Source organism: Pseudomonas sp. MWU13-2517, assembly GCF_023242545.1.
In the GTDB taxonomy this organism is placed as follows: domain Bacteria; phylum Pseudomonadota; class Gammaproteobacteria; order Pseudomonadales; family Pseudomonadaceae; genus Aquipseudomonas.
Genome location: NZ_JALMFA010000003.1, coordinates 54,401 through 72,403, shown reverse-complemented (window position 1 = coordinate 72,403; position 18,003 = coordinate 54,401). Strand labels below are relative to the sequence as shown.

At 61.1% G+C, this 18,003-nt stretch carries 16 protein-coding genes and 1 riboswitch; of the genes, 5 read left to right on the top strand and 11 right to left on the bottom strand.

The window, feature by feature from the left end:
• Positions 1-25 precede the first annotated feature (25 nt).
• The 5 genes from M5B97_RS05330 to ahcY form a co-directional block, all read right to left on the bottom strand.
• Complete coding sequence (locus tag M5B97_RS05330) at positions 26-1,903, bottom strand: DEAD/DEAH box helicase (RefSeq protein WP_248730939.1); 1,878 nt, start codon at positions 1,901-1,903, stop codon at positions 26-28.
• 221 nt (positions 1,904-2,124) lie between these two features.
• Positions 2,125-2,928: a transporter substrate-binding domain-containing protein gene (locus tag M5B97_RS05325; protein ID WP_248730938.1), complete on the bottom strand. Its 804-nt coding sequence runs from the start codon at positions 2,926-2,928 to the stop codon at positions 2,125-2,127.
• 63 nt (positions 2,929-2,991) lie between these two features.
• A complete protein-coding gene (locus M5B97_RS05320) occupies positions 2,992-4,074 on the bottom strand; it encodes a hypothetical protein (RefSeq protein ID WP_248730937.1) in 1,083 nt (360 codons plus the stop codon).
• A gap of 77 nt (positions 4,075-4,151) precedes the next feature.
• On the bottom strand, positions 4,152-4,997 hold the full coding sequence (gene metF, locus M5B97_RS05315; RefSeq protein ID WP_123717205.1) for a methylenetetrahydrofolate reductase [NAD(P)H]: 846 nt from the start codon (positions 4,995-4,997) through the stop codon (positions 4,152-4,154).
• 166 nt (positions 4,998-5,163) lie between these two features.
• A complete protein-coding gene (gene ahcY, locus M5B97_RS05310; RefSeq protein ID WP_123717206.1) occupies positions 5,164-6,573 on the bottom strand; it encodes an adenosylhomocysteinase in 1,410 nt (469 codons plus the stop codon).
• A 21-nt stretch (positions 6,574-6,594) separates the two neighbouring features.
• Positions 6,595-6,702: riboswitch (S-adenosyl-L-homocysteine riboswitch) on the bottom strand.
• Between the two features lie 189 nt (positions 6,703-6,891).
• Here ahcY and M5B97_RS05305 point away from each other — a divergent pair.
• The 3 genes from M5B97_RS05305 (at position 6,892) to M5B97_RS05295 (ending at position 10,244) form a co-directional block, all read left to right on the top strand.
• Complete coding sequence (locus tag M5B97_RS05305; protein ID WP_060753419.1) at positions 6,892-7,296, top strand: hotdog domain-containing protein; 405 nt, start codon at positions 6,892-6,894, stop codon at positions 7,294-7,296.
• Between the two features lie 89 nt (positions 7,297-7,385).
• Positions 7,386-9,284, top strand: coding sequence for a patatin-like phospholipase family protein (locus M5B97_RS05300; protein WP_248730936.1), 1,899 nt, complete (start codon positions 7,386-7,388; stop codon positions 9,282-9,284).
• A gap of 72 nt (positions 9,285-9,356) precedes the next feature.
• The gene (locus M5B97_RS05295) at positions 9,357-10,244 is read left to right on the top strand and encodes a formate/nitrite transporter family protein (RefSeq protein WP_134659129.1); all 888 of its coding nucleotides are present in this window, start codon (positions 9,357-9,359) and stop codon (positions 10,242-10,244) included.
• On the opposite strand, the gene M5B97_RS05290 is transcribed toward M5B97_RS05295, so the two are convergent.
• A complete protein-coding gene (locus M5B97_RS05290; RefSeq protein WP_123717209.1) occupies positions 10,238-11,497 on the bottom strand; it encodes a sodium:proton antiporter in 1,260 nt (419 codons plus the stop codon). The genes M5B97_RS05295 and M5B97_RS05290 overlap by 7 nt on opposite strands.
• Before the next feature lie 181 nt (positions 11,498-11,678).
• Between M5B97_RS05290 and M5B97_RS05285 the strand changes: the two genes are divergently transcribed.
• Positions 11,679-12,065 carry an MAPEG family protein gene (locus M5B97_RS05285; RefSeq protein WP_123717210.1) on the top strand — a complete coding sequence of 129 codons (387 nt, stop codon included), beginning with the start codon at positions 11,679-11,681 and terminating at the stop codon, positions 12,063-12,065.
• Positions 12,066-12,240: 175 nt separating this feature from the next.
• Here M5B97_RS05285 and M5B97_RS05280 read toward each other — a convergent pair whose 3' ends face one another.
• Positions 12,241-13,422, bottom strand: coding sequence for an MltA domain-containing protein (locus M5B97_RS05280; protein WP_248730935.1), 1,182 nt, complete (start codon positions 13,420-13,422; stop codon positions 12,241-12,243).
• Between the two features lie 128 nt (positions 13,423-13,550).
• Between M5B97_RS05280 and M5B97_RS05275 the strand changes: the two genes are divergently transcribed.
• Positions 13,551-14,000, top strand: a complete 450-nt coding sequence (locus M5B97_RS05275; RefSeq protein WP_064454500.1) for a cytochrome c — start codon at positions 13,551-13,553, stop codon at positions 13,998-14,000.
• Between the two features lie 6 nt (positions 14,001-14,006).
• Here the strand turns inward: M5B97_RS05275 and M5B97_RS05270 are convergent, their stop codons facing one another.
• The 4 genes from M5B97_RS05270 to metK form a co-directional block, all read right to left on the bottom strand.
• Positions 14,007-14,402: a DUF1090 domain-containing protein gene (locus tag M5B97_RS05270; protein WP_134659123.1), complete on the bottom strand. Its 396-nt coding sequence runs from the start codon at positions 14,400-14,402 to the stop codon at positions 14,007-14,009.
• Between the two features lie 69 nt (positions 14,403-14,471).
• A complete protein-coding gene (gene ligB, locus M5B97_RS05265; protein ID WP_248730934.1) occupies positions 14,472-16,136 on the bottom strand; it encodes an NAD-dependent DNA ligase LigB in 1,665 nt (554 codons plus the stop codon).
• 95 nt (positions 16,137-16,231) lie between these two features.
• Entirely contained in the window at positions 16,232-16,582 is a 351-nt protein-coding gene (locus M5B97_RS05260; RefSeq protein ID WP_123717214.1) for a hypothetical protein, read from the bottom strand.
• 219 nt (positions 16,583-16,801) lie between these two features.
• Complete coding sequence (gene metK, locus M5B97_RS05255) at positions 16,802-17,992, bottom strand: methionine adenosyltransferase (protein ID WP_248731086.1); 1,191 nt, start codon at positions 17,990-17,992, stop codon at positions 16,802-16,804.
• Between the last annotated feature and the right edge of the window lie 11 nt (positions 17,993-18,003).

The window sequence follows — 18,003 nt, the reverse complement described above, 5'->3', positions numbered from 1 at the left end:
GGCATTTTTTATGGGGCTTGAAAACTCAGCGGTTGCGGGTCAGCAGCGCTGGTTTTTCACCACGAGGACGGCCTGGCAGTTGGTCCAACTGCTCGGGTGTCGGAAAGCGATCCGCTTTCGACTCCTTGTGGATGATCTTCGGCGCCGGTCCACCGCGCGGGTTTTGCACCGCCGGCTCGGACGAACGTTGCTGGTCATCACGGGCCGGGCGGCGGTTACGCGAGTCTTCGCGACGGGCCTGGCCGTCGCGTGGCGCGCCATTACGGCCGCCAGTGCGCTTGGCTGGTGGGGTACCGGTGGTGCCGCCGCTGCTGTTGCGCGGTCCGTTCTGGCGACCGCCCTGTGGCTGGCCACTGCGTGGGGCGCCGGCGCCTGCGCCCGGTGCCGGAGCACCTGGGCGGCGGCCACGGCCTTGGGCCGGTTTGGCCTGAGGCACGTAGTCGACGCGGTTACCGAAGTTATCGATATCGTCGTCCAGGAACTCGTCCGGGGCACGGTCGGCAGCGGCGCGTGGCGGCTGGCTTGGCTGGCGCTGTTCGCGGGCCGGAGTGCCTTCACGAGGCTTCTGCTCGCGGGCCGGGCGTTCGCCACGGCCGGTGGTCGCGGATTTTTCCTTGCCCTTGTCTTTGCCCTTGTCGCGACGACCACCGCCACCGCCGCCGCCATTCGGGCCGTCGCCCTTGGGACCACGTGGGTTGCGTGGGTTGCGCACGTCCGGACGCTCACGCGCTTCAGGCTTTTCAGCCTCCACGGCGCTGGCATCGAAGCCCATCAGGTCGCCGTCGGCGATCTTCTGCTTGGTCATGCGCTCGATGCTTTTCAGCAGTTTTTCTTCGTCCGGAGCGACCAGGGAAATGGCCTCGCCCGAGCGACCGGCACGGCCGGTTCGGCCGATACGGTGCACATAGTCTTCGTCGACGTTTGGCAGCTCGAAGTTGACCACGTGTGGCAACTGGTCGATGTCCAGGCCGCGTGCGGCAATGTCGGTGGCGACCAGGATGCGCACGGTGCCGGCCTTGAAATCGGCCAGGGCTTTGGTGCGTGCGTTCTGGCTCTTGTTACCGTGGATGGCGACGGCGGTGAGGCCGTGCTTGTCCAGGTACTCGGCCAGGCGGTTGGCGCCATGCTTGGTACGGGTGAACACCAGTACCTGTTCCCAGGCGCCGGCGGTGATCAGGTGGGCCAGCAATGCACGCTTGTGGCTGGCGGCCAGGCGGAATACGCGTTGTTCGATACGCTCGACCGTGGTGTTCGGCGGCGTGACTTCGATGCGCTCCGGGTTGTGCAGCAGCTTGCCGGCCAGGGCAGTGATGTCCTGGGAGAACGTAGCCGAGAACAGCAGGTTCTGGCGCTTGGCCGGCAGGCGGGCAAGCACTTTTTTCACGTCATGGACAAAGCCCATGTCGAGCATGCGGTCGGCTTCGTCCAGCACGAGGATTTCCACGTGGGACAAATCGACGCTGCCCTGGCCGCACAGGTCGAGCAAACGACCCGGGCAGGCTACCAGCACGTCAACACCACGGGACATAGCCTGAACCTGTGGGTTCATGCCGACGCCGCCGAAGATGCAGGCACTGACGAACTTCAAGTCGCGGGCATACAGCTTGAAGCTGTCGTGCACCTGGGCGGCGAGTTCGCGGGTTGGGGTCAGGACCAGTACGCGCGGTTGGCGCGGGCCGTGACGCTGGGATTTGTCCGGGTGACCGTTGGGAAACAACCGCTCCAGAATCGGGAGGGCGAAACCACCGGTTTTACCAGTACCTGTCTGAGCCGCAACCATCAGATCGCGACCTTGCAACACGGCGGGAATGGCCCGCTGTTGCACCGGAGTAGGCTCGGTATAGCCCGCTGCCTCGATGGCGCGGACTAAAGCCTCGGAGAGACCGAGGGAAGCAAAGGACATGAGTAATCCTGTTTTAGTTAGGGCTTGGCCCAAAGGGATAATCTTGCCGGGCGTGAATGGCGCTTAGGGGAGCGCAATCCCGTCCGGTCCTGCTGCGTCTGGCGGGCACTCCACCGGCTCGCGCGGGCTGAAAGCTGCGCAGTAGCTGGGTTAGGTGCCTTTTTCAAGACCTCAGCGGCCGGGCGTAAGCCTGGCGGAAAGGCCGGAGTATAACAGAGCAATCACCGCGCGCTGCTTTCCTGCTGCTCAACGGTGCCTGCGGAGGTTGTAATGGGGGCGGTGTGCACGTGGGCATCGCCGTATTTGGCGCTCAATACGGCATAGGCGGGCTCTTGTTTGAAGCGCTTGAGCTCGGCGGCGAAGCGCTGCACCAGCAAGTCCATGCCCGCACCACGGCGCACGGCCAAAAATTGCGGCTGGCGGCTGACCACGAGCGGCGCCTGGCTGACCTTGCCCTCCAGGCCCAGGTCCTTGATCACATGCTGGCCCACCCGGCGGTCCGTGATCAGCATGTCGATGCGCCCCAGCATGAGTTTGCCGAAGTTGGCTTCGTGGCTGGGGGCTGGTTCACGGTCGAAAGCCGTGGAGTCACTGAATGCGTTGCCATAGAGGTAACCCGGCGAGATGCCGACGGTCAGTCCACTCAAGGCGTCCAGGGTCTGGACGGGATGAGGGCGTTCGTTGGCGTAGAACAGCACGAACTCGACCTCCGATAACGGCTCACTGGGGTAAAGCAACAAGGTATCGCGGTCGTGGCTGTGGAAAATATCCAGCGCGCCATCGGCGTGGCCTTGGTCGAGCATTGCCAGGCAGCGCTTCCAGGGGAGGAACTGCCATTGCACATCAACCCCCAGGCGCTGGAACACGGTCACGGTGGTTTCGTAATCGAGCCCGCGCATGGTGCCGTTGTCGTCGTAGACGTAGGGCGTCCAGGGCTCGGTGACAATGCGCAACTTCTCGCCATAAGCGGCCAGGCTCAGGCAAGTGAAAAGCGCAACGGTCAACAGCTTTAAAAAGACAGGCATGCCTGGAGATTACGACGCCCCAGCCCTAAAGAGAAGCTCTGGCACGCGCATTGGCGGCGGATGCTATTTCGCCGGGGCGTCCATCAAGTGGGCATGGATCGCAGCGCGTCGCTCGCCGAGAATCAGCCGCACGACCGGGTTGGCGAACCAGTGCTCCAACTGGTGGGCATCGATTGGACGGTTCTGGCGTTCTTCCTGATTTTGTCGCGCCTTGTCCCACCAAACCGGGCCGCACGCCTGGTCGAACTCGTTCTCGTGCTCATAGCAGCCGTAGAGTATTTCGCGGATGAACTGCTGCTGGTGCTGGGGCAGCAGCAGCGTAATCAGCTTGTACATCAAGCGCTGCAAGCGCGGTGGGCGCGGCAGGTGGGAGGAGACCTGCCGTGTGTCCGCGAGGGCTTGTGCGCTGGTAGGGGCCGCCGCGTGCTTGGCGATCCACGCCTTGACCTTGGCACGAAACAGCTGTTTGCGGCTCCAGTAATGGTGGATCAGGTCCGGGCATTCGCGCACCTTGACGGTGCGGTAGGCGGCGATGGACAGGCAGAACTCTTCCAGGGTGTAGGCGCCTTGGGCGTGGGGGAACAGTTCATCCATCAGTTCGATCGAGCGATCGAGGATGTGCGCATCCTGTTGGGTCAGGCCCATGACGCCGGAGTTGAGGGTCATCATGTCGTCGTCGGCCACGCCCATGTCCAGCAGACGCTGGTACAGCGCGGTGTAGAGGATGCTTTCGTGGTTGTCGCCATACTTGGTGTAGAAAGCGTTGCACAGGAGGGTGCCGGGCTGTACGCGTTCGAACAGGGTCATGGGCGATTGGTGAAAGAACGTATCGGTGTCGATCAGCAGCGCCACCGGCGATTCCTGCAGTACCTGGCGCAGTACCACATGCTTGGTGCGGAAGTGATAGCCGTAGGGTTCGCTCCAGCGTTTGCGGGTGGCTTCGTCCAGTGGGCGCACGCGAACCGGCAGCAATCGATAGGGCTCGGGGTTGTCACTGAAGACCTGGATGTCCACGGTCGCGTCCGGGGTGTCCTGCAGGAACGCCAGTGCGCTGGCGATGCTGAATACCGCTTCCTGATGGTAGGTTTCGGCGCCGAAGACCAGGTAGACCAGTTGCGGGCGGGAAGTCGGGGACACTGTATTCATGGACTGCGGGGTTCCGTGGGTACGTAAAACGACAAAGGCCCTCGTCTGGACGAGGGCCTCGGCACACCGGGCAAGCCTTAGCGTGGCAGCTTGAGGTTGTTCCAGATGGCAAGGCTGGGTTCAGCCTGGTTCAGGGTATAGAAATGCAGCCCTGGCGCACCACCTTGTAACAATTGCTCGCACATTTCGCTGATGACCTGTTCGCCGAACGCCTGGATGCTCTTGACGTCATCGCCATAGGCTTCCAGCTGCTTGCGCACCCAGCGTGGGATTTCAGCGCCGCAGGCGTCGGAGAAACGCGCCAGCTTGCTGTAGTTGGTGATCGGCATGATGCCCGGCACGATCGGGATATTCACACCCATGGCCTGTACGCGCTCGACAAAGTAGAAGTAGCTGTCGGCGTTGAAGAAGTACTGGGTGATCGCGCTGTTGGCGCCAGCATTTGCTTTGCGTACGAAGTTGCGCAGATCGTCTTCGAAATTTCGCGCCTGGGGGTGCATCTCCGGGTAAGCCGCCACTTCGATATGGAAGTGATCGCCGCTTTCTTCACGGATGAAACTCACCAGGTCATTGGCGTGGCGCAACTCACCGCTGGCCATGCCCATGCCGGACGGCAGGTCGCCACGCAGGGCGACGATACGCTTGATGCCGGCTTGCTTGTATTGGGTCAGCAGGCCACGCAGGTCGGCCTTGCTGTCGCCCACGCACGACAAGTGTGGCGCGGCGGGAACTTTGACTTGGCTTTCCAGCTGCAGCACGGTGTTGATCGTGCGGTCGCGGGTGGAGCCGCCGGCACCGTAGGTGCAGGAGAAGAAATCGGGGTGGTAGGTGGCCAACTGCGTAGCAGTGGCCATCAGTTTTTCATGTCCAGCATCGGTCTTGGTCGGGAAGAATTCGAAGCTGTAGCGACGGTCTTGGGACATGGGAAGTCTCCAGCTGCAAGTTGCGAGCTTCAGGCTGCAAGAGGGCGGTGTGCCTGTTCTTGTAGCCTGGAGCTCACAGCTCATCGCTGCTTAAAGGGCAATGACGTAGCAAACCCTCAGCACAAACGCGTTTTCTTGCCGCTTGTAACTGAAGGCTTGCAGCTGCTTAGTACCGGTAAGCGTGTGGCTTGAACGGACCCTCAACGGTCACGCCGATGTAGTCGGCCTGAGTCTTGGTCAGTTGAGTCACTACGCCGCCGAAGCCGCGGACCATTTCCAGGGCCACTTCTTCGTCGAGTTTCTTCGGCAGTACTTCCACGGTCAGGCGCTCGGCTTTCTGGGCTGGCGACAAATCGGCGTACTTCTGCTGGAACAGGAAGATCTGCGCCAGTACCTGGTTGGCGAACGAACCGTCCATGATGCGGCTCGGGTGGCCGGTGGCGTTGCCCAGGTTAACCAGGCGGCCTTCAGCCAGCAGGATCAGGTAGTCGTCGTTCTGCGGGTCGAAATCGCCAGCGCCGGTACGGTGAACCTTGTGTACCTGTGGCTTCACTTCTTCCCATGCCCAGTTCTTGCGCATGAAAGCGGTGTCGATCTCGTTGTCGAAGTGACCGATGTTGCACACCACGGCGCGCTTTTTCAGGGCCTTGAGCATGTTCGCGTCGCACACATTCACGTTACCGGTGGTGGTCACGATCAGGTCGATCTTGCCCAGCAGGGCTTTGTCGATGCTGGCTTCGGTGCCGTCGTTCTGGCCGTTGATGAACGGCGAAACCACTTCGAAACCGTCCATGCAGGCTTGCATGGCGCAGATCGGGTCGACTTCGGAGACCTTGACGATCATGCCTTCCTGGCGCAGGGACTGGGACGAACCCTTGCCCACGTCGCCGTAGCCGATCACCAGGGCTTGCTTGCCCGACAGCAGGTGGTCGGTGCCACGCTTGATGGCATCGTTCAGGCTGTGACGGCAGCCGTACTTGTTGTCGTTCTTGCTCTTGGTCACCGAGTCGTTGACGTTGATGGCCGGGATTTTCAGCTCGCCCTTGGCCAGCATGTCCAGCAGGCGGTGAACGCCGGTGGTGGTTTCTTCAGTCACGCCGTGGACGCGGTCGAGGATCTGCGGGTATTTCTTGTGCAGCAGCTCGGTCAGGTCACCGCCGTCGTCGAGGATCATGTTGGCATCCCAAGGCGCGCCATCTTTCAGGATGGTTTGCTCCAGGCACCACTCGTACTCTTCTTCGGTCTCGCCTTTCCAGGCGAATACCGGGATACCGGCGGCGGCGATTGCGGCAGCGGCCTGGTCCTGAGTCGAGAAAATATTGCAGGACGACCAGCGCACTTCGGCACCCAGGGCAACCAGGGTCTCGATCAGTACGGCGGTCTGAATGGTCATGTGGATGCAGCCGAGGATCTTCGCGCCCTTGAGCGGTTGCTCAGCGGCGTACTTGCGGCGCAGACCCATCAGGGCAGGCATTTCGGATTCGGCGATAAAGGTTTCGCGACGGCCCCAGGCGGCGAGGGACATGTCGGCGACTTTGTAGTCGGTGAAATCTGCAGGCGTGTTGACAGCGCTCATGAAGAGCCTCCATTCGTAGTGTGCGAATGGGCGCCGTTGTGCGTTTAGTATCAGGCCAGGTGCAACCAGGCCGGACAACGCCCCATCCGAGCCTGACAGGTTGGACCTGCTGCAGCGCCCCTCGGACAGGTGGCGGGAGAACGGCATCAGCCGTTCGAAATCGGGGGCGATTATAGCTTTCTTTGTCTGGCAAGTGGCAAGCTACAAGCTACAAGCGGCAAGTTAACAGCGAATCGGCTTTTACTTGCAGCTTGTAGCTTGAAACTTACAGCTGGGGGCGCAACCTTATTGATTACACCCCTCGAACCTGGAACCCCTATGAACTTCCACACCCGCAAATGGGTAAAACCCGAAGACCTCAACCCCAACGGCACCCTGTTCGGCGGCAGCCTGCTGCGCTGGATCGATGAAGAAGCGGCCATTTACGCCATTGTCCAACTGGGCAACCAGCGAGTGGTGACCAAGTACATCTCTGAGATCAACTTCGTCAGCGCCTCACGCCAGGGCGACATCATTGAACTGGGCATCACCGCCACCGAGTTCGGCCGCACCTCCATCACCCTGACGTGTGAAGTGCGCAACAAGATCACCCGTAAAAGTATCCTCACCGTGGAAAAGATGGTGTTCGTCAACCTCGGTGAAGATGGCCTGCCTGCGCCCCACGGCCGTACCGAAATCAAATACGTGAAGGACCAGTTCCAGGATGACGCCGTTGCCGGTTAGGTGTTGATTCTTTACCGGGTTATTCCGTAAGGATCTTTGCGGGGTTCTCTCATCACTCAGGCCTACATCCTGCAGAGAGAGCCTCATGTATGAAAGTGTCAACCTCGCCTGTCCAATCCTCGCTGCCTCTAGCGGCCGATCAGGCGGTAAAAACGCCTCTGGTCAACGAGGTAGGCCCGCGCAAGTTAAGCCTTTATCGCTACAGCGATGGCCGTGTGAGGGTGGTGCTCTCACCGTCACCGGTGAGCCATCTTGTGCTCAGTGGTGGCGGTGCGAAGGGCATCGCCTTCCCGGGAATGCTGCAGGCGCTTGAGCAGGGCAACAGGCTCCCGGGCATCAAAGTGGTTTCCGGCTCATCCGCCGGCGCGATCTCCGCCACGCTGATCGCCAGCGGCATGGGGGCGCAGGCGTTCGGTCAGCTCTCGAACAGTATTGACCTGCCCAGCCTGCTCAATAGCAAAGACCCGGTGACGGCCTGGCTGCAAACAATCGGCTCTGAACTTGGCAAACTCGCCGGGCGCCTGCCTGGTGCCGCCGGCAACGTTTCCCAACTGCTGCTGACCCTGTTGCCGCGCCTGCAAACCGAGGCCTCGCCGCTGGAGGAAATGATACGCACCGAGTCGCGCAAATCGCTCCTCGCTCATATCGCCAAGGTGCCCAGGGCTAAACAGCCCGCCGACATGATAAAGATCGCCGACAGGCTCAGTGCCGGTGGTGCCCCGACTTTTCGCGATCTGGATGTGTTGAGCCGGCATATTCCGGCGATCAAGACGCTCAATATCACGGGCACGGGTATGTTCGACGGGCGCCCGCAGCTGGTTGTGTTCAATGCCAGTCTCACCCCAGATATGGACATTGCCCGAGCCGCGCGTATTTCGGGCGCTTTGCCGGGGTTGTTCAAAGGCCCGGAAGAGCAAGGCCATGGATTCCAGGCACAGGCTCAGATCACGGCGTTTCAGGACGGTGGCTTGCTGGTCAATACGCCCGCGCCGGGGGTTATCGAAGGCGCCGTTGTGCAGAGCCCGTTGAATCGGCCCGAGTCGTTGGTCGTCAAGTTCGAGTCCGAGGCCGCAGCGCCAGAGAAAAGTGGTGGGTTCTTCAGCCATTGGGTCGACCGCGTTACCGGGACACCCCATGCCGCGGCCGGTGCTTATCAGGAGCAGCGACTCAAGGCGTATAGCGATCAGACGGTGACCTTGCCGTTGAAGACGGAAAAAGGTGACTTTCGCGGCCTGCTCAAGGGCACGGTCAACTTCACCATGACGCCCGAACAGAAACAGGAATTGCAGGCACGCAGCCGGCAAGCAGTAGCAGGGCATCTGGATAAGCGTGCACAGGTGCGTGAGTCTCACGCGTTCCCTTCATTGGAAAGCGCGGTGCTGGCGATGGACGATGAACTGCTTGCCGGCGTGCAAACGGCACTCCAGAAAGACCCCGCCGTCGCAGATGTACTGATGTTTCGCAAGCATGCACAGCAAGCCTTGCACGCCTTGGATGGCGCCATCAGCGAGGCCAATCAAGTCGGTGGCGCCCTCAAGCTCACGCCAAAGGTAGCGGCAGCCTTGCGTAACCTGGACGCGCTGGCCCGTCGACCCGAGCACGTCGAGTGGTTGGGGCAACGCTTGAATGCGACGGGCCGGCGCAATTTTCAGCAGCTGTTACAAGTGGTTGCCAGACAGGCTCCGCCCCTGTCCAAAGTGATGGCCAGTGCCGTCGCTGAAATGAAAAGGCGCGACATCGCGGTAAAAGCCGAAAACTTCACGCGTGAGGTGATTTACCCCTCAATGCACCGTCCGGGCCAATCGACCGCCAATAGCGAGTTATTACAGCGCTCGGCACGTGACTTGGCCGACGCGACCACGCCCGCCGAGTTCAACCGCGTACTCGACGGAATCATTGAGCACTACGGTGCGCGCAATAAACCCTGGAGCAAGCCGATCAGCTCTACCACCGTTGAAATGGCCAAGGCCTGGCGCATTCCGGTTTAAATACTGGGCCACTGAACAGCCATCGTTGCGGCGTGTCGTAGCTACAAGTACTCCTTAGGACTCTGGTAGATCATGGCCACCCCCGAAGACGGCAAGACCCCCAACCTGTCGCAGGAAGAGCAACAGGACGTAGACAAAAACCAGCCACCCCGAGCGGCTGTGCTGCATGAAATCATCCGTACCCAGGGCGACCAGGAGCTGGAGCGCAATGTGGCAGCGTTGTGGTGGTCGGCGTTGGCCGCCGGGTTGACCATGGGGCTGTCATTGATGGCCATGGGGTTGCTCAACTCGCGGCTGCCGGAGGGCGAAGCCTTCAAGGTCATCGCCAGTTTTGGCTACTGCGCGGGTTTCCTCGCGGTGATCCTCGCGCGCCAGCAACTGTTCACCGAGAACACCCTGACGGCCGTGCTGCCGGTGATGAGCAAACCCACGCTGAACAACGCGGGCCGGCTTCTGCGGCTGTGGTCAGTGGTGCTGGTGGGCAATTTGTGCGGCACCTTGCTGGTGGCCTACGTGATGTTGCACCTGCCGATTTTCGACACCAAGACCGACATGGCCTTCCTCGAAATCGGCCGTAAAGTCATGGAGAACAACCCTGGGCAGATGTTCGCCAAGGGCATCATCTCCGGCTGGATGATCGCCACCATGGTGTGGATGATCCCGTCGATGGAAAGCGCCAAGATCTGGATCATCATCATGATCACCTACCTGATGGCGCTGGGCGATTTCACCCATATCGTGGTGGGGTCGGCGGAAGTGTCCTACCTGGTGTTCGCCGGTGAGCTGTCGTGGCATGACTTCTGGCTGGTATTTGCCGGCCCGACCCTGGCCGGCAATATCATTGGTGGCAGCTTTATCTTTGCGCTGATCAGCCATGCGCAGATCCGCAGCGAAGGCAGCCTGCCCGGCAAAACAGCTGCGGATCCGAGGCATCCGCAGCAGGTCGACAAGGATCAGTGAGGATCGGGTGTGGCCTCGGGTTCGCCCTGGGTCACATGCTTGACCAGCTTGCCGATGCTCAAACCCTGCAGCAGGATCGATGACAGCACCACGATGTAGGTGATGCTCAGCAGCAGGTCGCGTTCCGGGCCCAGCGGCAAGGCCAGGGCCAATGCCACCGAGACACCGCCGCGCAAGCCGCCCCAGGTGAGAATGCGGATGGTGCCGCGCGGTACGCTGCGCCAGCGACGCAGCAGCAGGATCGCTGGAGCCACCGTCAGCAGGCGCGACAGCAGGATCGCCACGGCCAGCAAGCTTGCCGCAAACACATGTAGCCAGTTGAACGGCAGCAGCAACAGCTCCATGCCGATCAGTGCGAACAGCAGGGCATTAAGCATGTCATCGAGCAATTCCCAGAAGCCGTCCAGGTAGCGCCGGGTCATGTCGTTCATCGCCAGCTTGCGTCCCAGGTTGCCGATGATCAGCCCCGCGACCACCATCGCAATCGGTGCAGAGACGTGCAGTTCGGTGGCCATCGCCGAGCCGCCGATGACCAGGGCGAGGGTCAGCATCACTTCGATCTGATGCTGTTCAATGCTTTTGATCATCAGGTACACGAGGTAACCAATCAGGCCACCGAACACCACCCCACCTATCGCCTCGTGGGCAAACAGCATGGCGGTAGCACCCACCGTCGGGGTTTCGCCCAACTGCGCGATGCCCAGCAACACGGTAAACACCACGACCGCCGTGCCGTCGTTGAACAACGATTCGCCGACGATGGTGGTTTTCAAGGGTTTCGAGGCGTTGGCGGTACGCAGTACGCCCAGCACCGCAATCGGATCGGTGGGGGAAATCAGTGCGCCGAACAGCAGGCAATACAGGAAGCTCACGTGCCAGCCAAACAGGGCAAAGATGTAATACGCCAGGCTGCCGATCACCACGGTAGCAATCAACACACCGAAAGTTGCCAGCAGGCCGATGGGCCAGCGGTAACTGCGCAGGTCGTTCAAGTTGACGTGCAAGGCGCCGGCAAACAGCAGGAACGACAGCATCCAGTTCATCAGCAAGTCGCCGAAGTCGATCTGGCCGATCAGTTGCTGGATACGGTCTTCCAGGCCGGGGTAGCCGAGTACGCTCAGCCCTTGCAGGATCAGTGAGAAGAGCAAAGCCGTGACCATTACGCCAATGGTGGGCGGCAGGCCGATAAAACGGAAGTTCACATAGGTGAGCAGCGTGGTGAGGCAAATGAAGGCGGCGACAAGTTCAAGCATCCGGGGTCCTTGGAAGTTGGGGTGGGGTCATTGATGCTGGATGGACCGCAGCAGCGGCGGGATGTTGCAAGCCATGGATAGAACCTTTTCGGTTTTACAGGGCTCATAGCGGGTAAGTGCGGCCGGACATGTTTAGTGCTAAAACTCCAGCCGCTGGTTAAAACAACAAAAGGAATCTGTGATGACGGTGGCATTCTGGTGTGTATTGATCGCGATATTTCTACCTTACCTGTGCACGGGTGTGGCCAAGTTCAGCGAAGGCAAATTCGGGCTGCGGCAGAACCACGACCCGCGTGCCTTCCTCGATACCCTCGACGGCCTGGCCAGACGCGCTCACAACGCACAACTGAACAGCTTTGAGGTGACGCCGGCATTCGCGGCGGCGGTGATTATTGCGCACCTGGCCGGTACGGCGTCGCTGGTGACGATCAACGTGCTGGCGGTGTTGTTCATCACCAGTCGCCTGCTGTACATCATTTGCTACCTGGCGGATTGGGCGATGTTGCGCTCGCTGGTGTGGTTCGCGGGCATGGCATTGATTGCGAGTTTCTTCTTTGTCTCGATCTGACGCCTGACGCAAACCCCTGTGCTTGTCGTGAGCTGGCCTGCCCTGATGCCGGCGCAACACTGTGGCGAGGGAGCTTGCTCCCGCTGGGCCGCGAAGCGGCCCCAGCTTTTGGTTTGAAAAGACTGGGCCTGCTACGCAGTCCAGCGGGAGCAAGCTCCCTCGCCACAGGTCAGCATCAGGTGCCGGCAGGTGCGTCGGGTACCTGCGGCAGCGTCGCGCCTTTAGGCCACAACATCCAGATCTGCCCCTGCTGCTTCATGTTCCCCGCCAACTCTCCCGCGGCATCACCCGTGCCCCAGAACAAGTCCGCACGCACTTCGCCGGTGATCGCGCCACCCGTGTCCTGCGCGGCGACGGGCCTGGCAATCGGTGAGCCATCGGGTTTGGTGGTCGACAGCCACAACAGGCTGCCGAGCGGAATGACCTTGCGATCAACGGCCACGCTATAACCGGCCGTCAACGGTACGTTCAGTGAACCCCGTGGCCCTTCGTTACTGTCGGGGCGGGCGCTGAAGAACACGTAGCTCGGGTTGCTCGCCAACAGTTCCGGAATACGTTGCGGATGGGCCTTGGCCCAGGCGCTGATGGCGCCCATGGTCACGTCGTCTTTTTTCAGTTCGCCTTGCTCCACCAGCCAGCGTCCGATCGGGCGATAGGGGTAGCCGTTCTGGTCGCCGTAACCCACGCGTAGTTGGCGCCCGCCCGCCAGTTGAATACGCCCCGAGCCTTGGATTTGCAGGAACTGCAGGTCCATCGGATTGGTCAGCCAGGCAATCGGCTTGGCGGTCGAGCCCTGGCTGTTGAGGGTGGCGGCGTCGTCATAGGGTTTGAGCACGCGACCTTCCAGGCGACCGCGCAGGCGCTTGCCCTTGAGTTCGGGGTAGATACTTTCCAGATTGACGATGATCAGGTCGTCCGGCACGCCGTACACCGGCACATGGGCCGTGGCGGTTTCGGTCAGGCTGCCGGGGTAGACCGGTTCGTAATAGCCGGTGATCAGGCCGTTCGGGGTGTTGTCGGCCGAGCGCAGGCCGAATACATCCAGGCGCTCCTTGAGGAAACCACGGATCGCCGCGGCATCGCCTGGCACGCTTACCGCTGCCGCACAAGTCGCACCCCACACCGGATCGGCCTTGAGGCGTTGGCAGGCGCTGCGCCAGGATTCAAAACCGGCCAGCAGGTCGCTGTCGGACACGCTTGGCAAGGCTTCCCATGGCGCGCTCACATACGTGGCGATGGCATGGGGTTTGGCGGCTTCCGGTTTACTGGCTTCTTTGCCGCCGTCACAGCCGGCCAGCAGCGCGATCATCGGCAGAGCCCACGCCAGGCGGCTCCAGGGTTTGAAGGTGAAATTCATACAAGCAATTCCTGAAGCGATCACCCGCGCATCAACGCCAGCGGGCAACCCTTATTATTAATAGGGCTATTGGTCTTTGTGGGCGGGGCGAGGATACTGGCCGCCGTTCCCGTGACCATGAAGCCAACATGACTTTTAAAAAACTGACCGTGGTATTGCTGGCCTGCCTGACGTTGTCCGCTTGCGGCGGTGTTGATCCGAACTCTCCCCTGGGCCAGCGCAAGGCGATCTTCAAACAGATGCTCAAGACCGGCGAAGACCTGGGGGGCATGTTGCGCGGACGTATTCCGTTCGACGGCGCAAAGTTCGCCGAAGGTGCGGTCAAGCTGGACGCGTTGTCCCATGAACCGTGGAAACATTTTCCAAGCGTGCGCGAAGAAGACCATACCAGTGCCAAGGATAACGTGTGGCAACAACAGGCACGTTTCCAGGAACTGGCCCGAAACCTCGAGGCGGCCACCGGTGAGTTGGTGATCGCCAGTCAGGTCCAGCCTTACAAAGCCAGCAACCTGGGACCTGCCGTGCAGAAAGTCGAAGACGCCTGCACCGCCTGCCATAAACAGTTCCGCGACCACTGACGGGTCTTACTGGTCGAGTTCTTCCACTGCGTCCTGCAGTTCTTTGCGGGATTCGGCGAGCTTGTCCTTACGCTTGTTGATCTTGTCGGCGTCGCCCTTTTTCATCGCCTTGTCGAGGTCGGCCTGACGGCGGCTGACTTCGTGCTTGGCGTCGAGCACCTTGTTTTCCCGCTCTTTGCGCAAGGAGGCGTCATTGCAGTGGGTGGTCACTTCGCTCAGGGCTTTTTCCAGGCCGGCCTGCTGCTCGCTGTTGCCGTGAACCTTGGCTTGTTCGATCTGAGTGCTGATGGCCTGGCGCTTGGCGGCGCAGCCGGTGAGTGGCTGGGCTTCTTCGGCTGCCAGTAACGGTGTGGTCATGAAGCTTGCGACGGTCAATAGGGCGAGGGGGGCGAAAAAATTCATGTGGGACTCCAAAGTTGCGATCCGATGGCAGGGTGAATTCTGCCGTGATTAAAGGTGGTTGGCCTGGGTTCAAAACCCGTCTATCCCGGCCGTGTGTAATGTTTGAGCCAACGCCTGCACTTGCGGGTCGTGAAAAAAAGCGCTGAGTTGCGCCGCACGACCCGGGCCGATGCCTTCGGTAGTAAGCCAGGCTTGTGTGTCCCGGGTAGCCAGGGTCTGCCAGCCGCCTTTCAGGTTGTTGCGTGCCGAAGGCGGTACACCCAACGCTTTGAGCCATTGTGCAAAGGGGCGTTGCCGGGCGCTGTGGATGTTGTCGAGCACCCGCGCACGGCTGCGGTCACCGAAGCCATCAATGTTAGCAAGCTCTGTCGCATCCAGGGTTAACCAATCGAGAAAGCCTGCTATTAGACCGGCCTGTATCAATATGTTCCAGGTCTCGCGGCCCATATGCGGCAAGGCCAGGCCCTGGTTGCCGCTGAGCCAGGTCAGGCGCGCAAGCAACTGCTCCTCACAGCCGGGGTCCAGTTGCCAGCAGCTCAAGGCATGGAAGGCCTGGGCATCGGGTACTTGCACTTGCACCCTTGTCTCATTGCGCAGGATGACCTCCTCCAGCCGGGGGATCACCTGGCCGGCCAGGCTGATGGACACCTGGTCTCCGGGGCGGATATCCAGGGTTTGCCAGCGCTTCAGGGAACCGGCGCTGACCCGGCTGATCCGTCGGTCATCCAGGCGCACCGGTTCCAGCTCCAGAATGGGCGTGATACGCCCCGTGCGACCCACCTTGAATTGCACCTTGCGTACCAGTGCCAGAGCCTTGGCGGCCGGGTATTTCCAGGCAACTGCCCAGTAAGGTGCAGCGACTTGCCAGCGTTCGGCAGGAGCTCGCGCGGCTTGGTGCAGCACCACACCGTCGCTGGCGAACGGCAGAGGCTGGTTGTACCAGTGAGTGCGCCACTGCGCGGCGTCGCTGATGTGTTTGATGGGTTGGCTGTAACGCTCGCTGTCGATGAAGCCCCAACGTGTCAGGGTCGCCAGGCGCTCGGAGAAACTGGCCGGGCCTTCTGGCCAGGCCCAGACGAAAAGGCCGATTCCGGCGGCTTCGACGTCATTCAACTGGTGGCGGTTCATCAAACCGGCCACCTTGCTGCGGGCATTGAGCCCGCCGTCTGCCGACTGCACATGTGCATCCAGGCGCCAGTAAAGCTCGCCTTGCAGCACGACATCCACGGGCTCCGGCAGTTGTTGGACGATGGCGGCGATCCTGCTGGCGGAGGCGGACCAGTCCTGACCGAGCAGGCCGTCACCGCGGCTGATGACCTGGCTCAAACGTCCGCTGCGATACACCAATGTCACCGCCACACCGTCGACCTTGGGTTGAATCCAGACGTCCTGGCGACGGCCAAGCCAGTCGCTGACTGCCGACTCATCCGGCAGCTTTTCGAGGCCGGTGTGTACGATCGGATGAGGCAGTGTGCCCCGCGCACTGGCCAGGGGGTTATCAGCGTCCGATGCGGGGTGGGGAAAACACTCGCGCCAACGTTTCAGGCGCTGGCGGGCCTGGTCGTAAAGTTCGTCGCTGACGGGGGACTGGCCGAGGCGGTGGTAACTGTCGTCCCACAGGTGGATCTGCCTGGCCAGCGTGTCGAACTGTGAACGGGTCTGATCGGTGCAGTTTTCGGCCCCGGCCCAAAAAGGTAGAGCACTGAACAGTAAAACAATCAGCAGGCGCATCATGAGCATCCTTGCTCGAAAAGGGCGCCCAGCCTAAGTGATCCGTACGGCCACAAAAAAGCCCCGGACGCGCGGGGCTTTTTACCGGGTGTTTCCGCTTACTTGAACAGGCCACCCAAGGCTTTCACCGCATCATTATTCTGCGCCTTGGCCTGCTGCTTTTGCTGGCTGGCGTCAACTTTGGCCTGGGACTCGGCGAGTTTGTTGCAACCTTTGTTGACTTGCTCCAGCGCAGCTTCAAATGCCCTCACTTTCAGGACGTCGTTCTGAGCGTTGGCTGCATCGATCTTGGCTTGCAGGTCTTTGGCGTGTTGCTGGCAATCGCCGGAATTACCGCCACCCAGTTGCGAGCTCAGGGCACCGCTCAGTGCGCTCAGGTCAGCGGCGTGAGCCGGCAGGGTGAACAGGCTGAGCAGAAGTGCGGCAGGGGCGAGCGTGGAAATGCGCATGAAAACCTCAATGTTCGATTGCCTGCGCGCTTATCCGTCCCGGGCGGGCGCAGTGCAATATCCAAATTAAGGTGAAGGGCCCGAGAGGGCGCGGATTCTAGAGGGCCATTATTTGGCCTGCAAGGTTTGGATCCAAAATATGTGCGCTTCGTTCGCAAACCACCGGGCAATAAAAAGCCCCGCCGGGCTAACCGGGCGGGGCTTGAGTACCGCGAGCGATTACAAACCGGCAGCAGTGCGCAGGTCGTTGGCGCGGTCGGTTTTTTCCCAGGTGAACGTAGTGAAGGTGTCGTCGCCGACGGTCTTCTGCGTAGGCGTACGGCCGAAGTGACCGTAGGCTGCGGTTTCCTGGTACATCGGATGCAGCAGGTCGAGCATGGTGGTGATCGCGTAAGGGCGCAGGTCAAAGATCTCGCGTACCAGCTTGATGATCTTGTCGTCGCTGATCTTGCCGGTACCGAAAGTATTCAGCGAGATCGATGTAGGCTGTGCCACACCGATGGCGTAGGACACCTGGATCTCGCAACGCTCGGCCAGGCCGGCGGCCACGATGTTCTTGGCCACGTAGCGACCGGCGTAGGCTGCGGAACGGTCAACCTTGGATGGGTCTTTACCGGAGAACGCGCCACCGCCGTGACGGGCCATGCCGCCGTAGCTGTCGACGATGATCTTGCGACCGGTGAGGCCGCAGTCGCCTACCGGGCCACCGATGATGAACTGGCCGGTCGGGTTGATGTGGAACTGGGTATCCTTGGTCAGCAGTTCGGCAGGCAGCACGTGCTTGACGATCAGCTCCATCACGCCTTCTCGCAGGTCGGCGTAGGACACGTCCGGGTTGTGCTGGGTCGACAGTACAACGGCGTCGATACCGACCACTTTGCCGCCTTCGTAGCGGCAGGTCACCTGGGATTTGGCGTCCGGGCGCAGCCACGGCAGCACGCCGGATTTACGGGCTTCGGCCTGGCGCTGTACCAGCTGGTGCGAGAAGGTGATCGGTGCAGGCATCAGCACGTCGGTTTCGTTGCTGGCGTAGCCGAACATCAGGCCCTGGTCGCCCGCGCCTTGATCTTCCGGCTTGGCACGGTCCACGCCTTGGTTGATGTCGGGGGACTGCTTGCCGATGATGTTCATCACGCCGCAGGTGGCGCCGTCGAAGCCAACGTCGGAGCTGTTGTAGCCGATGTCGGTGATCACATCACGGACGATCTGCTCCAGGTCGACCCAGGCCGAAGTGGTCACTTCGCCAGCGATGATCGCTACACCGGTTTTCACCAGGGTCTCGCACGCCACACGGGCGAACTTGTCTTGAGCAATGATGGCGTCCAGCACCGCGTCAGAAATCTGGTCGGCGATTTTGTCCGGATGCCCTTCAGACACGGACTCGGAGGTGAAAAGGGAGTATTCGCTCATCTCGATGTTTT

What these genes read in the sequence shown, in the direction of transcription:
- M5B97_RS05275 (WP_064454500.1), top strand. Translation starts at nt 13,551, where the DNA reads ATGACTTTTAAAAAACTGACCGTGGTATTGCTGGCCTGCCTGACGTTG.
- ahcY (WP_123717206.1), bottom strand. Translation starts at nt 6,573, where the DNA reads ATGAGCGCTGTCAACACGCCTGCAGATTTCACCGACTACAAAGTCGCC.
- metK (WP_248731086.1), bottom strand. Translation starts at nt 17,992, where the DNA reads ATGAGCGAATACTCCCTTTTCACCTCCGAGTCCGTGTCTGAAGGGCAT.
- M5B97_RS05290 (WP_123717209.1), bottom strand. Translation starts at nt 11,497, where the DNA reads ATGCTTGAACTTGTCGCCGCCTTCATTTGCCTCACCACGCTGCTCACC.
- M5B97_RS05320 (WP_248730937.1), bottom strand. Translation starts at nt 4,074, where the DNA reads ATGAATACAGTGTCCCCGACTTCCCGCCCGCAACTGGTCTACCTGGTC.
- M5B97_RS05285 (WP_123717210.1), top strand. Translation starts at nt 11,679, where the DNA reads ATGACGGTGGCATTCTGGTGTGTATTGATCGCGATATTTCTACCTTAC.
- M5B97_RS05260 (WP_123717214.1), bottom strand. Translation starts at nt 16,582, where the DNA reads ATGCGCATTTCCACGCTCGCCCCTGCCGCACTTCTGCTCAGCCTGTTC.
- M5B97_RS05270 (WP_134659123.1), bottom strand. Translation starts at nt 14,402, where the DNA reads ATGAATTTTTTCGCCCCCCTCGCCCTATTGACCGTCGCAAGCTTCATG.
- M5B97_RS05295 (WP_134659129.1), top strand. Translation starts at nt 9,357, where the DNA reads ATGGCCACCCCCGAAGACGGCAAGACCCCCAACCTGTCGCAGGAAGAG.
- M5B97_RS05305 (WP_060753419.1), top strand. Translation starts at nt 6,892, where the DNA reads ATGAACTTCCACACCCGCAAATGGGTAAAACCCGAAGACCTCAACCCC.
- M5B97_RS05325 (WP_248730938.1), bottom strand. Translation starts at nt 2,928, where the DNA reads ATGCCTGTCTTTTTAAAGCTGTTGACCGTTGCGCTTTTCACTTGCCTG.
- M5B97_RS05280 (WP_248730935.1), bottom strand. Translation starts at nt 13,422, where the DNA reads ATGAATTTCACCTTCAAACCCTGGAGCCGCCTGGCGTGGGCTCTGCCG.
- metF (WP_123717205.1), bottom strand. Translation starts at nt 4,997, where the DNA reads ATGTCCCAAGACCGTCGCTACAGCTTCGAATTCTTCCCGACCAAGACC.
- M5B97_RS05330 (WP_248730939.1), bottom strand. Translation starts at nt 1,903, where the DNA reads ATGTCCTTTGCTTCCCTCGGTCTCTCCGAGGCTTTAGTCCGCGCCATC.
- ligB (WP_248730934.1), bottom strand. Translation starts at nt 16,136, where the DNA reads ATGATGCGCCTGCTGATTGTTTTACTGTTCAGTGCTCTACCTTTTTGG.
- M5B97_RS05300 (WP_248730936.1), top strand. Translation starts at nt 7,386, where the DNA reads ATGAAAGTGTCAACCTCGCCTGTCCAATCCTCGCTGCCTCTAGCGGCC.